Annotated in this window: 11 protein-coding genes; 3 read left to right on the plus strand and 8 right to left on the minus strand. The window is 59.1% G+C overall.

Annotation, left to right across the window (positions count from 1 at the left end):
• Window positions 1-4: 4 nt before the first annotated feature.
• The gene (locus CAMM_RS11365) at window positions 5-1,204 is read right to left on the minus strand and encodes an acetate kinase (RefSeq protein WP_040355564.1); all 1,200 of its coding nucleotides are present in this window, start codon (window positions 1,202-1,204) and stop codon (window positions 5-7) included.
• Complete coding sequence (pta, locus tag CAMM_RS11370) at window positions 1,201-2,574, minus strand: phosphate acetyltransferase (protein WP_003847773.1); 1,374 nt, start codon at window positions 2,572-2,574, stop codon at window positions 1,201-1,203. Before pta ends, CAMM_RS11365 begins: the two co-directional genes overlap by 4 nt.
• A 251-nt stretch (window positions 2,575-2,825) precedes the next feature.
• Between pta and CAMM_RS11375 the strand changes: the two genes are divergently transcribed.
• The gene (locus tag CAMM_RS11375; protein WP_040355568.1) at window positions 2,826-4,214 is read left to right on the plus strand and encodes an FAD-dependent oxidoreductase; all 1,389 of its coding nucleotides are present in this window, start codon (window positions 2,826-2,828) and stop codon (window positions 4,212-4,214) included.
• Window positions 4,215-4,317: 103 nt separating this feature from the next.
• Complete coding sequence (locus CAMM_RS11380; protein ID WP_003847776.1) at window positions 4,318-5,436, plus strand: HNH endonuclease signature motif containing protein; 1,119 nt, start codon at window positions 4,318-4,320, stop codon at window positions 5,434-5,436.
• Here CAMM_RS11380 and purT read toward each other — a convergent pair.
• Both purT and CAMM_RS11390 read right to left on the minus strand, forming a co-directional pair.
• A complete protein-coding gene (gene purT, locus CAMM_RS11385) occupies window positions 5,410-6,708 on the minus strand; it encodes a formate-dependent phosphoribosylglycinamide formyltransferase (RefSeq protein ID WP_077715818.1) in 1,299 nt (432 codons plus the stop codon). The two genes, CAMM_RS11380 and purT, sit on opposite strands and share 27 nt — an antisense overlap.
• 15 nt (window positions 6,709-6,723) lie before the next feature.
• Window positions 6,724-8,016, minus strand: coding sequence for an adenylosuccinate synthase (locus CAMM_RS11390; RefSeq protein WP_003847779.1), 1,293 nt, complete (start codon window positions 8,014-8,016; stop codon window positions 6,724-6,726).
• Window positions 8,017-8,091: 75 nt separating this feature from the next.
• On the opposite strand from CAMM_RS11390, the gene CAMM_RS11395 reads away from it, so the two are divergent.
• A complete protein-coding gene (locus tag CAMM_RS11395; RefSeq protein WP_040355570.1) occupies window positions 8,092-8,928 on the plus strand; it encodes a diacylglycerol kinase catalytic domain-containing protein in 837 nt (278 codons plus the stop codon).
• Here CAMM_RS11395 and CAMM_RS11400 read toward each other — a convergent pair.
• From CAMM_RS11400 to CAMM_RS11415, 4 genes are all read right to left on the minus strand, one after another.
• Window positions 8,925-10,109, minus strand: a complete 1,185-nt coding sequence (locus tag CAMM_RS11400; protein WP_003847783.1) for an FUSC family protein — start codon at window positions 10,107-10,109, stop codon at window positions 8,925-8,927. The two genes, CAMM_RS11395 and CAMM_RS11400, sit on opposite strands and share 4 nt — an antisense overlap.
• Before the next feature lie 45 nt (window positions 10,110-10,154).
• Window positions 10,155-10,607, minus strand: coding sequence for a hypothetical protein (locus CAMM_RS11405; protein WP_003847785.1), 453 nt, complete (start codon window positions 10,605-10,607; stop codon window positions 10,155-10,157).
• Window positions 10,608-10,931: 324 nt separating this feature from the next.
• Window positions 10,932-11,966, minus strand: a complete 1,035-nt coding sequence (gene fbaA / locus CAMM_RS11410; protein WP_003847787.1) for a class II fructose-bisphosphate aldolase — start codon at window positions 11,964-11,966, stop codon at window positions 10,932-10,934.
• An 87-nt stretch (window positions 11,967-12,053) separates the two neighbouring features.
• Window positions 12,054-13,247: a glycoside hydrolase family 76 protein gene (locus CAMM_RS11415; RefSeq protein WP_040355572.1), complete on the minus strand. Its 1,194-nt coding sequence runs from the start codon at window positions 13,245-13,247 to the stop codon at window positions 12,054-12,056.
• Window positions 13,248-13,281: the final 34 nt, after the last annotated feature.

Raw genomic sequence — 13,281 nt, forward strand, 5'->3', positions numbered from 1 at the left:
GTGCTTATGCTTGCGTAAGCACCGCGGCTTTTTGTGCGATGGCAAGTTCCTCGTTGGTCGGCACCACTAGCACCTTGACGGTGGAGTCATCGGTGGAAATCACGCGCGGGTCACTTGATCGTTGCGCATTGCGCTCCGGGTCGATCTTGATGCCGTAGAGCTCGAGGTCCGCCAGCGCATCCGCGCGGACTTCCACGTCATTTTCGCCCACGCCTGCGGTAAAGCTAATCGCGTCCACGCGGCCCAAGATGATCATGTACGCGCCGATAAACCGACGCAGCTGGTGAATGTAGATGTTGTACGCCAGCCAGGCATCGGAATTGTCCTGCTCGATCATCTCGCGCAGGGCGCGGAAGTCATTGACGCCCGCCAAGCCTTTAACGCCGGATTTTTTATTCAGCAGCGTATCAATCTCATCAACGCTCATCTTCGCCTCGCGCGCAAGGTGGAAGATAATGCCCGGATCAATATCACCCGTGCGGGTTCCCATCACCAGCCCTGCCAGCGGGGTCAGCCCCATCGAGGTATCCATCGCCCGGCCATTGTGCACCGCTGCTGCCGATGCTCCATTGCCCAAATGCAAGGTAATCTGCCGCGTGTGCTCTGGGTCGCGGCCCAACACCTTCGGCACCTGCTGCGAGACGAATTCATGCGAGGTGCCGTGGAAGCCATACCGGCGAATGTCATGCTCCGAGGCGACCTCATTATTAATCGCATACAGCGCTGCCGCCGGTGGCATGTGATTGAAAAAGGCCGTGTCAAAGACCGCGACGTGCGGCAGGTCGGGAAGGATTTCCCGCGCAACCCGGATGCCATCGAGGTTCGCCGGGTTGTGCAGCGGGGCCAGCGGAATCAGGTCTTCGATCATGGATTCAATCTGGGCATCGATAAGCACCGGCTCCGAAAACAGCTTGCCGCCGTGGACCACGCGGTGCCCGACCGCGAAAAACTCCAGCTGGGTGGGGCCGACGCCGTTGGCATCGAGAAGCTCGAATGCGCGCTTGAGCCCCACCGTGTGATCGGCAATTTCCAGTTCTTCGCGGGATTTCTCCCCGTTGATGGTTACGGTAATCGCGCCCGAAGGCTCCCCGATTTGTTCCACCAGGCCGGAGGCCAAAGGCTCATCGGTGGCCGCGGAAGCCGGGTCGACAATCTGAAATTTAATCGACGAGGACCCAGAATTGATGACCAAGCAGTACATTATTTGCCTCCCGCTTGAATCGCGGTAATAGCCACGGTGTTGATAATATCCGGCACCGTCGCACCCCGGGATAGGTCATTGACCGGTTTCTTCAGCCCTTGCAAAATCGGGCCGACGGCCAGCGCATTGCCGGTGCGCTGCGCAGTCTTGTAGCCGATGTTGCCGGCCTCCAGGTCAGGGAAGATAAACACATTCGCGTGTCCGGCAACCTCGGAATCCGGCATCTTTTTCGCCGCCACCCCGGGGTCACAGGCGGCATCAAATTGCAAGGGGCCATCGACTTTGAGCTGCGGGTCTTTCGCCTTCGCTGACTCCACGGCAGCCACCGCGCGCTCGACATCGGGACCGGCGCCGGAAGAACCAGTGGAATACGACAACATCGCCACACGCGGGTCGATGCCAAATTGCTTCGCCGTGCGCGCCGAGACCACTGCGATTTCACCCAACTGCTCCGCCGTCGGGTTTGGGTTGACCGCGCAATCGCCAAAGGCCCACAGCCGCCCGCGCATGACCATCAAAAAGATCGACGAGACCACGGATGCTTCGGGAACCGTCTTGATGATTTGAAACGACGGCTTAATCGTGTGCGCCGTGGTGTGCGCAGCACCAGAGACCATGCCATCGGCCGTGCCGCAGTAGACCATCATGGTGGCGAAATAGGAGATGTCTTTCATGGTCTCGCGCGCCTCATCCAAGCTAATGCCTTTGGACTTGCGCAGTTCGACGAATTTTTTCGCATAATCTTCCAGCAGCGGCGAGCGCACGTGGTCCAGCACCGTCGCATCCTGCAGGTCCACGCCCAGCTGCGAGGCGCGGGATTCCACGTCCTCCGGATCCCCCAGGATCGTCAGTTTCACCACGCCCTGGTCCAACAGTGCGCCGGCGGCGAGCAGGATGCGGTCATCCTCGCCTTCCGGCAAGACCACGTGCGCGCCGACCTTCTTCGCCTGCGCCAACAGGTTGTGTTCAAAGACCGGCGGCGACATCACGGGCTCCACATTTAAGTGAATCGCGCGGCACAACGCGCGAACGTCCTGCAGCTGCTCAGGGCTAAAGACTCCCGCTACCGTGGCGTGGACATCTTTAGCGTGACGCTCCGCCAACATCGCCGCGCGCCCGTCTTCCCGGGCCACAAAAACCAGCGGAACGCCGAGGGCAGCGGCAACGACGGCATCAAAGTGGCTATCGCCGGAGCCTTCGATCAACAGGGGGCCATCGACAAGCGGCTGCGCAGCGACAATCTCTGCAACCTTGGGCGGTTGATCCGCCAGCCGCAGAAAACCAACTCCTGATTTCGCAGCCAAAGCGGCCACATCAATCTCGTCGAAACTCAAACCAAGCGCGCTCAGAAGCGCAGAACGGGTTTCAGGCATAATTGGAAGTAGACCTTTCGTATTAAGGCGTGGAGCAATGCGTTCAATTCTATCCGAGCGCCGCGGATCCCACCCGAAAAACGAAAAGCTACCAGATTTATATGCACTCCTCGCACACCGCCAATACACTGGCGAAACAGTGCGCGAGCCGCCTTAAAACCGAGGTGAGACGTGATTATTACCACAGACGTAGCTTAATCTACACCGTAAACTTAAAACCTATTCGAAAACCCAAGGAGACGAACATTCCGATGAGCACCACCGCGGACATTCACGCAACCAACCAGCCCGCCCGCATTGCGGTTATTGGCTCCGGCCCGGCCGGCATTTACGCATCCGACCTGCTGGTGAAATCCGAACTGGATGTCCAAATTGACCTGTTTGAGAAGATGCCCGCACCGTTTGGCCTCATCCGCTACGGCGTGGCCCCTGACCACCCACGCATCAAGGGCATCGTGCAGTCACTGCATAACGTGATGAATAAGAACGAAATCCGCTTCCTCGGCAATATCGAAATCGGCCGCGACATCACCGTCGATGAATTGCACGAGTACTACGACGCCATTATTTTCGCGACCGGTGCGACCCAGGATAAGGCCATGGGCCTGCCCGGTGAGGACCTCGACGGCAGCTTTGGCGCCGCGGAGTTCGTGGGCTTTTACGATGGCAACCCGAATTTCAAGCGCGAATGGGACTTGAGCGCGGAATCCGTCGCCGTTATTGGCGTGGGCAATGTGTCGTTGGATGTCTCGCGTATTTTGGCCAAGACGGCCGATGAACTCCTGGTCACCGAAATTCCAGACAATGTGTACCAGTCGCTGAAGCAAAATAAGGCCAAGGAAGTTCACGTCTTCGGCCGCCGCGGCCCGGCGCAGGCAAAGTACACGCCGAAAGAGCTCAAGGAGCTCGACGAGTCCCCGACCATTGAGGTCATCGTCGACCCCGAAGATATCGACTACGACGCCGCATCGGAAGCTGCTCGCCGCGAGACCAAGTCGGTGGATTTGGTGTGCCAAACCCTGGAAAGCTACGCCATGCGCGAGCCGGGCGATGCCCCGCACAAGCTCTACATCCACTTCTTCGAGTCGCCTACGGAAATCCTGGGCGAAAACGGCGAGGTTGTTGCCATCCGCACCGAGCGCACGCAGCTCGACGGCAACGGCAATGTCACCGGCACCGGTAAGTTCACCGATTGGCCAGTCCAGGCGGTCTACCGCGCGATTGGCTACCACCCACAGCACGTCAAGGGCGTGCCTTTCGATGACAAGAAGTCCGTTATCCCCAACGACGGCGGCCACGTCATCGACTCCTCGACTGGTGAATCCATCCCGGGCCTGTACGCCACCGGCTGGATTAAGCGCGGTCCGGTTGGTCTGATTGGCAACACCAAGTCCGATGCCAAAGACACCACCGCCATGCTCATCGAGGACTACCTCGCTGGCAAGCTCACCGCCGCAGATAAGCGCGACCCAGAAGCGATTATTAACCTGCTGGAATCCCGCGACGTTTCGCTGACCACCTGGGAAGGCTGGGGCCGCCTCGATGCCGCTGAGCGCGCAGCCGGCGAAGAGTTCGAGCGCGAGCGCGTCAAGATTGTGGAGTGGGACGACATGGTCCGCCACGCAGGCCCACAGGCTTAAATTGTGGATAACTTCGCCGGATAGGTGATGTGACAACGCACTTATCCACAGGCCCGGCTGGCATGACTCGACAGGGTTGTGCAGCCGGGCTTAGCGTTGGGGCATGGACATTTTCCAGGCTTTTACGCAGGTGGCAGCGCACGGGGTGGCGCTGCTTCGCGCGTGCCATCAGCGCAGTGCGTATGACATTGCGGGCCTGGGTTTTTCGCTGGAGCAGTCAAAGAAATGGAAACGCACGGCCGAGTCTTTCTTCGGCCCGGCAGATTCCCCGCGCGTGCAGCGTGAGACGGTAGCAAGGGCCGAGCAGGCAGGGTTGAGCATTGATCGCTTGACGATGATTAACCGCCACGCCCTTCGCCTGCGCGCCCGCGGGCAAGCGTGGGCGCTGCGCGCTGAGCTCGTGGAGATGACCGGTACTTTCGAGGAGGTCAACGCCCATGGTGCAGCGCGAGTCGCCGAGATTTTGGGCCCGACGCCGCGCGAGGCGGGCATCCGGGTGGGACGCGCCAAAGAGGGCATGCGCACCATGACGATTACGGCGTCGCAGCGGCGTATCACGAACTTGGAAAAGACCCTGGACGCCGTTGCTGCCGCGCGTGCAGATGAGGGTGCAGCGCCGGTGAAGAAACGCTCGCAGCAGCTTCTCGATGCCTTCTGGGCCCATCTAGATTCTGGCGCAGGCTTGGTGAAACCGGAGTATCGCACGGTCATTGCTATTGGGCTCGACGACTGCGCCAAAGTCCTGCGCGGCGAAGACGACGACGTGCTCGTGGGGCTGTCGGATGGCACCACGATGCGCGGTGCGGAGCTATTATCCGCACTGCTGGCGGGAGAACTCGGCAGCGAGATTTTCGCCGGCCTCTTCCACCCGGTGCACGGTCCGGTCAATCTCTACTCCGCGCGCTTTGCCTCGTTCAAGCAGCGCATCCTGGCGGCCGCCGAAAACCTAGTGTGCCCGTGGCCGGAGTGCAATGTGCCCGCCGATAGGTGCCAGGTGCACCATCTGCACCCGCACAACTTGGGCGGGCAGACCAGCCCCGAAAACTTGACGATGCTGTGCAAGTACCACAACGGCGCCAATGACGATCACCCCAATGCCCCGCCGCGCAACGGCCGCATGTTTCGCAGTCGCCGCGGAAAGATTCGCTACCGCAGCCCCGGCGGGCGGGAGTTAGATAACCTGCACCTTAATAGCTCACTCGGTGCTTTGAGCCTGCTCTGATCCCGCTTCTTCTGATCCAGCTACTTCTGGATCAGGCACTGCCGGTGCTTCTGACTCCGCCGATGCCGGAGTCACTGGCGCTGCGGTGATCGAAATTCGCGATGCCGCGATCGCCGCGCGATCGCGCGCTTCGGAGACGTCTTCTGCCGTAGCCATGATCAATCCCATGCGGCGGCCCGGATAGGCCGAGGGCTTGCCGAATAGGCGCACGTCGGTCTCCGCTACCTGCAGGGCTTCTTCCACGCCGGAGTAGGTTACTTCGTTGATGTCTTCGGTCGCGTGCAGCAACGCGCTGGCACCGGGCGAGACGAGCGTGATATCAATCGGCAAGCCCAAAATCGCCCGCGCGTGTAATTCATATTGGGAAAAACGTTGCGTCGCCTCGGTTAACATCGCCTTATCGGAAGGACGCGGGGTCACCGAGGAGAAGTAAATATCATCGCCGGCCACAAACAGCTCGACCGCGAAAATTCCGCGACCGCCCAATTCATTGGAAATACGCGCGGCCACCGAGCGAGCATTTTCAAACGCGCGCTGGCTCATCCGCTTCGGCTGCCAGCAATCGACCAAATTGCCCTGGGCATGCTCATAGCCAATCGGCTCAGAAAACCACGTCGCCAGCTTGCCGGTTTCCGGGTCAATCGAGCGCACCGCCATGATGATGACCTCATAGTCAAAATCAACAAAGCGCTCGGCCACCACCCATGAGTTCTTCTTGCCGCGGCGCACATTATCCCACGCGTCTTTAAGCTGGTCGTGGTCTTTAACGAGCACGTGCCCACGACCGGAGGTGGCAACATCAGGCTTGACGATGCACGGCAGCCCCAACTCCTCCACCGCCGCCTCCAAATCGGCGAAGTTTTCTACGACCTTGTACGCGGTCGTCGGCAAGCCCAGGCTCTCGGCGACTTCGCGCAGCTTCTTGCGGTCGCTGGTTAACTCGCACGCACGCGCGGTGGGAACAACGGTGGTCGAGGAGTCATCGTGAAGCGCATGCAAAGCTTCGACTGCGACGCCCTCGATTTCCGGGACCACGTACTGCGGTTTGAGGTGCTCAACTAAATCCAGCACCGCTTTTTCATTATCGATATCCGCGGTATAACTAAAGTGCGCAACCTGCTGCGCTGGAGATCCTTCATAGCGGTCGACAACGTGGACTTCAAGGCCCAAATTCTGAAAAGCGCCCACTAGCCCTTTGGCCAGCTCACCGCCGCCGAGCATGAGAACGCGCACAGCATTCGAGGTCAACGGACTACCGATATAGGAATCCAAGGTTGCTCCTTTAATCTATTTCTCGTCGAGCACGTCGTGGCGCACGATAGTCTGATCGCGGCCCGGACCGACGCCAATGTAGGAAATCCGGGTGCCCGAGAGCTCCTCGAGGCGCAACACATAATCCTGCGCCTTTTGCGGCAGCTCGTCGAACGTGGTGCATCCGGTGATGTCTTCGTCCCACGCAGGCATGGTTTCATAAATTGGCTCTGCGTGGTGGAACTGTGACTGCGTCAGTGGCATTTCATCAAAGCGCTCGCCGTCGACGTCATAGGCCACGCAAATCGGGATTTCGCCGATGCCGGTGAGCACGTCGAGCTTGGTGAGGAAGTAATCCGTGAAACCGTTGACGCGGGTGGCATAGCGCGCAATCACCGAGTCATACCAGCCACAACGGCGGGTGCGCCCGGTGTTCACGCCGACCTCGCCGCCGGTGACTTGTAGGTACTCGCCCCACTTATCAAAAAGCTCGGTCGGAAACGGTCCAGCACCAACGCGGGTGGTGTACGCCTTGATAATGCCCAGCGAGTGGGTGATGCGGGTTGGGCCAATGCCCGAGCCCACCGACGCGCCACCGGCGGTCGGGTTCGAGGAAGTCACGAACGGGTAGGTGCCGTGGTCCACGTCCAGCATCGTGGCCTGGCCGCCTTCCATGAGCACGTGCTTGCCGGCATCGAGAGCAGTGTTGAGCTCGTATTCGGAATCAATGACCATCGGCGCCAAGCGGTCGCGGTAGCCCAGGAAGTAATCCACGATGGTTTCTGGGTCAATGGCCTTGCGGTTGTACATCTTGACCAGCATCTGGTTTTTAATATCCAGCGCGGATTCAATCTTCTGGCGCAGAATCGACTCGTCGAAAATGTCCTGGACGCGAATGCCGACGCGCGCGACCTTATCGGCGTATGTGGGGCCAATGCCGCGACCGGTGGTGCCAATCGCGCGCTTGCCCAAAAAGCGCTCCTGCACGCGGTCCAAAGTCTGGTGGTACGGCGCGACCAGGTGCGCATTCGAAGAAATACGCAGGCGCGAGGCATCGGCACCGCGGGCTTCAAGCCCTTCGATTTCCTCAAAGAGCGCCTCAAGGTTAACCACGACGCCATTGCCTAAAACAGGCACGGCGTTCTCGGATAAAATGCCAGCGGGCAGCAGCTTGAGTTCATACTTGTCGCCACCGACGACCACGGTGTGGCCAGCGTTGTTACCGCCATTGGGCTTGACCACATAATCCACGCGGCCGCCCAGGATATCTGTAGCTTTGCCCTTGCCTTCGTCGCCCCATTGGGCGCCGACGATAACGATAGCTGCCATGGTTATTCACTTCCTAGATTTAAGGCTAAATACGCGTTAACTCTACCTTTATCGCCAGTGATAATGTATTTAGCCATGCATGTCCGTATTTTGCGGTGCGGCGATGTGGCAATGCCGGATGTCGATTTTCACCAGGTATCGGCCATTCCAACGCGTCAAGAGCTTAAGCTTATCGATGCCTCCGCCGCCGCCATTTTGCCGTCCGACCCTACCCCTTCGCTTGATGAGATTGCCCGGCAACCGGACGTTTCGCATTTAGGGGCGCCGCAATTTGCTCCGCAGCCCATCGACAAGCCTTTGCGCATCGTGGTGGTCGGCGATGACGCCGCGCTGTCTGCGGTGCTGACGCGGATGATGCGCGCGGACTATATGTGGGCCGAGGTGGCTTATGTCCCCTCATCTGCGAGCACCGCGGCGCAGAATTGGAATATTCCCACCGATTCCGATGCCGCCTGGGCGCTGGCGCTGGAAGGCGAGGTGCGGCCGGTGCCGTTGATTCGTACGGATACGGGCCTTGCGGTGGCGGGCTCAGCGACAGTGAGCTCGTGGGATCATGGCCCGTTGGTTGGCGAAATCATCGTGGATGACACCACGTTGGTCCACAGCGGCGAGCGCTTTGGGGCGCGTTTGGTGCCGATGGTGGATGCCCCAGGGTTGCTGGCGGCGGCTGCGGTGACGCCTTTTGCCTACCCCGAGGCTGCTAGTCGGTGGCAGCGATTCCGACAGAAGCTTGCGGGCACGGCAGCACTTGGCCAGCTTGATGCGGCTTCGGCGCGAACGGGCCGGGCGATGCAGGCGGGTGGGCCGGAGCTGCGGGTCAGCGTCGACGGGGCCAGTGGCAAACGGCCCGTGAAGCGCTCGACGTTTTACCGGCACCTACGCGATCTGCAGGTTGTGCGCCCGCAGTCTTAGACCTCCGGCGGAAACGCTGGGTTCTTCGAGGTGGGTTTTAGCTGCGCGACTGCGGATTCCCGCGACATGCCGCAGACAATCATCAAGTCGACGGCCACCGAGCGGGTTTGCGCCAGGATGGCGTAGGCGGACAGCACGGAATGTTTGTCGAGGACCTCGGTGCCCGATTCTGCGGACACCTCGCGCAGTCGGTTGATCAGCGCGGGGATTTCTTGGGCCTCGATGACTTTGGTGTTTTTCTGATAGACCGTGGATAGCCCCAACGCGATATCGGCGAGTTCTTCGAGCAGCTCGATTTGTTTCTCGCTGACTTTATCGCCGTCTTCGCACAGAACGCCGGCGCGGCGCGCGAGTACTTGGACTAGGCGCACGCAGTTGCCAACCGGTTCGAGCATGCGCTCAAAAGAGCGCAGTTGCCGACGTGAGCTCCACATCAATGGCGAGACATTGGTGACTTCCTTGCCGGATTTCGCGGCGGCCAGCATGCTGTTGATTTCGGCTTGGGAGTTGTTGACCGCGTCCATGGCTTGGTCGATAATCGCCGAGTCGCGTTCGCGCAAGCCTTCGACGACGTCGTCGAGGACTGACGAGATAATCGCGAGCACCTTAGAAATCTCATTACGCCCATTCGTCAACGGCGAATTGGGCAAAAGCGCGATGGTGATAATACCGATGACGCAGCCAATCAACGCGTCGATGGCGCGCTCGAGCCCGCCATTGGAAACATCGGGCGGCAAGATGGTGGCGATCAGGATGGAGCCAATCACGATCTGGTTGCTCACCAGCACGGATTTCGTCAAAATCGAGCCCAAAATCAGCGCGACGAGCACAATCAACGTAATTTGCAGCGGGCCGGTGCCGCTGGTGGAGTGAAAGAGTAGATCTCCCAGTGCCACGCCCAAGACGCCGCCGATGGCCATCTCAAACGAGCGGCTGAGCCTATCGCCACCAGAGAGTCCGAGGATAATGACCACGGACATCGGCGCGAAAAACGGCTGCGGGTGGCCGACAAAGTCGTGGGCCACCCAATACGCCAAGCCCGCGCCGATGGTGGCCTGGACGATATATGGAAAGCGGGTGCGCACACGGTTCACGCGCGATCGCAGCGAGTGCTCGATGACCTGCAGCCTCTCGCGGGTATTGATCTTGCCGCCGTGTGTGCCTTTTCCCTTTCCTGCCATGTGTACCGAGCTTAGTCGAATAGCCCGCGGCTCGAGTTCCCAGCGCTACAGGTTTCCTTCCCCAGCCAGCTTGGTAAGCGGCAACAATTGAGATTCCAAGCTTTCGAGGCTGTCACCCGCGACGATGTCACGTGCTGCGACTGCCGCGTTAAAATGAGCGCCGCCAACCTTGATCCCCATGCCAAATGATTGGAAAATACCCGTGTGGGCAGACGGATCTTCGACCCAAGTCCACTGACCATCGCACTGCTGGCGGTACCACGTTCCCACCAAATAGGTAACGAGCTCGACTCGTTTTTCTTCTGGAAGCTCACTGTCCCGCAGCGACTCTAAAGCTTGCCGCGGGAAGCTGGTTCCTTTTAGCTTTGTGATTGACAGCTCCGGAGAAATCAGCGGCTGCGACTCACGCTGTTGTGCCTCAAGCGCAGCTACCGCCTTGCCGTCAAATTCCGCAAGTCCATAGTTCCCGCATATCTCATTATCCGCATTAGTAGACATAACTTTGTCTCTCCTCAAGCCTTTAAATAATGAATTCACCACATGCTATTTGGTCCAGGTTCAGGATACTTTCCTGAATCTAGCCGCCTTTTACCGAAGGTTGCCTTATAAGAGTGCTTGAATTCATGAAGAGAGAATTACCAGCTACCAAAACCCCGGTTTAAGGTCCATAAGATTTTCATTGACTCAGACCAAGGCTTGTACTGATGAAGGCCTTTGGGCGCACTCACAATTTCTTGAACTAGGTTCTATCAAACCCTGGTTATAGCGACAAGAAAACCCACCGTCAAATGGCTCAGACGGCGGGTTTCGCGTGGCATTTATTTACTTGGTGACGGACTTTCCAACCGACTTCAAGTCGTGGCAGGACTCGATGACGCGCTCTGCCATGGACTGCTCTGCCTTCTTCAGGTAAGAGCGTGGGTCGTAGACCTTCTTGTTGCCAACTTCGCCGTCAATCTTGAACACGCCGTCGTAGTTGGAGAACATGTGGCGCGCGATTGGGTTGGTAAACGCGTACTGGGTATCGGTGTCCACGTTCATCTTGATGACGCCGTAGCGCAGCGATTCTTCGATCTTTTCCTTCTCGGAGCCGGAGCCGCCGTGGAAGACGAAATCGAAAGGATTAGAACCAACGCTCAGGCCGAGCTTTTCTTCGGCGACCTTTTGGCCCATGTCCAAGATTTCGGGACGCAGCTGCACGTTGCCGGGCTTGTACACACCATGCACGTTGCCGAAGGTCGCGGCCAGCAGGTAGCGGCCATTTTCGCCGGTGCCGAGGGCATCGACGGTCTTTTGGAAGTCTTCTTCGGTGGTGTACAGGTTCGCGCCGGCCTTGGCTTCAACGCCGTCTTCTTCGCCGCCGACGACACCGATTTCCACTTCGAGAATGATATTCGCCGCGCGAGCCTTGGCGAGCAGTTCTTGCGCGATCTCCAGGTTTTCATCGATAGGCACTGCGGAGCCGTCCCACATGTGGGACTGGAACAACGGCAGCTCGCCGCGGTCGACGCGCTCTTGGGAGATAGCAATCAGCGGGCGCACGTACTCATCAAGGACTTCCTTTTGGCAGTGGTCGGTGTGCAGCGCGACGTTGATGCCGTAGTGCTTCGCTGCTTCGTGCGCGAATGCGGCCAAAGCCTGAGCACCAGCAACCTTATTTTTCACACCCAGACCAGATCCGAACTCGGCACCGCCGGTGGAAAACTGGATGATGCCGTCAGATTCGGCCTCCGCGAATCCCTTCAACGCGGCGTTGATGGTCTCCGAGGAGGTGCAGTTGATCGCTGGGAACGCAAAACCGTCCTTCTTGGCGGTGTCCAGCATTGCGTTATAAATTTCAGGAGTTGCGATTGGCATGAATTCTTCCTTCTTACGCGTGGAATGAAATGTCACTAACTAGTATGCCTGTGTGAAGCATTTCCCGCCGCCAACTCGCCTGTGAGATTAACTGCGTTCTAAAGATTTCGCTACGCGAGCGGCGGCTTCCAGCAGCATCCAGCCGGACAATTGCACCGACAAATCTCGCTCGGCGATGCGAATAACCCCGACCTTTTCACCAATGGTCGACGCGCCCACGCCGTAGTTGTGCGGCAAGCGGGCATCCGCGGTCCAGTCGGTGCCGAAAATCGGCAGACCATCGACTTCCAGGCGGTGCTCCCACACCGAGTTTGCCGAGGCTATGACCAGTCGGGCCGCTAATTTCCGCGTCGCGCGATTCGCCGGAGAATCCGCCGGCAAACGCACCGCGACATCCGCCAAATAGCGCACCAGGATGCCCTTAAACAGCCCGCCATCGCCGTCACCGGTGTCCCAATCAATCACGCCCGCAGGCGTTGCCATATCCGAAGCCACGGCTTGCACCAGGCCGCGAATGCGGGTGAGATAGCGCATGGTTTCATCGGCAAGCTCTGCGTCGCGCACTGAATCTATTTGCTCTAAAGAGCCCACCCCGGCCTCATCGCGAAGCGCCAAAGCAATCTCTAAACACGCGCCAAGCACCACGCCTTGGCAATACGGGTGGATATTGCGCACCAACTCAGGCCCGTCCATGCGCATGCGAAGCCCATCCATGATGAAGCCGTCATCGTCGACCAAGTGGTCATAGATCCAGTCGATGATGTGCCGGGCTTCATCGATACGCCCCATGCGCGCCAACATGATAGCGGCCGGGCCATTTGTGGGAACGTTGAGGAAGGTCTCGCCTTCGCGCCACGGCAAGATGCCGAAGGTCTCATCGCGGCCGTCCAAAATGTTATTTTGCAGCAACGTCAGCCCCTTGGGCCGTGACATTTTCGGCAGCTTCGCCACACGGTCCATGGCTAGTGCTAGCCACAGTTTGTCGTCGTAGTAGCGGTTTTTCGTCAAAGCTGTGAGGTTGCGCCGCCGAATCCCGCGGAGGGTATCGGCGATGCGCTTCCGCCGGGTTTTGGTGTTATGGCGCGAGGCTGCGTCCACCTGACAATCGACATAGTGCGCCTGCCACCAGTAGTGCCAGTGCACAAACAGGCGCTCTTTCGTCACGGGTGGCCAGCTCACAACCGCCAGGTTCGTCCGCGGCAAAGACCAGACGGACGACGCATGGCGATCATGAATGGCAGACTCAGCGAGGTCAGCGCGATGCGACCATTTTTCTTCCACGGCGGCTCTATCACTCCTCAAGTTGATATTCAAT

The organism is Corynebacterium ammoniagenes DSM 20306, assembly GCF_001941425.1.
GTDB classification, from domain to species: Bacteria; Actinomycetota; Actinomycetes; order Mycobacteriales; family Mycobacteriaceae; genus Corynebacterium; species Corynebacterium ammoniagenes.

Bases quoted from the DNA above. Each gene is read 5' to 3' on its own strand.
- CAMM_RS11400 (WP_003847783.1), bottom strand. From the start codon at position 10,109: ATGGCAGGAAAGGGAAAAGGCACACACGGCGGCAAGATCAATACCCGC.
- CAMM_RS11375 (WP_040355568.1), top strand. From the start codon at position 2,826: ATGAGCACCACCGCGGACATTCACGCAACCAACCAGCCCGCCCGCATT.
- pta (WP_003847773.1), bottom strand. From the start codon at position 2,574: ATGCCTGAAACCCGTTCTGCGCTTCTGAGCGCGCTTGGTTTGAGTTTC.
- CAMM_RS11390 (WP_003847779.1), bottom strand. From the start codon at position 8,016: ATGGCAGCTATCGTTATCGTCGGCGCCCAATGGGGCGACGAAGGCAAG.
- CAMM_RS11395 (WP_040355570.1), top strand. From the start codon at position 8,092: ATGCATGTCCGTATTTTGCGGTGCGGCGATGTGGCAATGCCGGATGTC.
- fbaA (WP_003847787.1), bottom strand. From the start codon at position 11,966: ATGCCAATCGCAACTCCTGAAATTTATAACGCAATGCTGGACACCGCC.
- CAMM_RS11405 (WP_003847785.1), bottom strand. From the start codon at position 10,607: ATGTCTACTAATGCGGATAATGAGATATGCGGGAACTATGGACTTGCG.
- CAMM_RS11380 (WP_003847776.1), top strand. From the start codon at position 4,318: ATGGACATTTTCCAGGCTTTTACGCAGGTGGCAGCGCACGGGGTGGCG.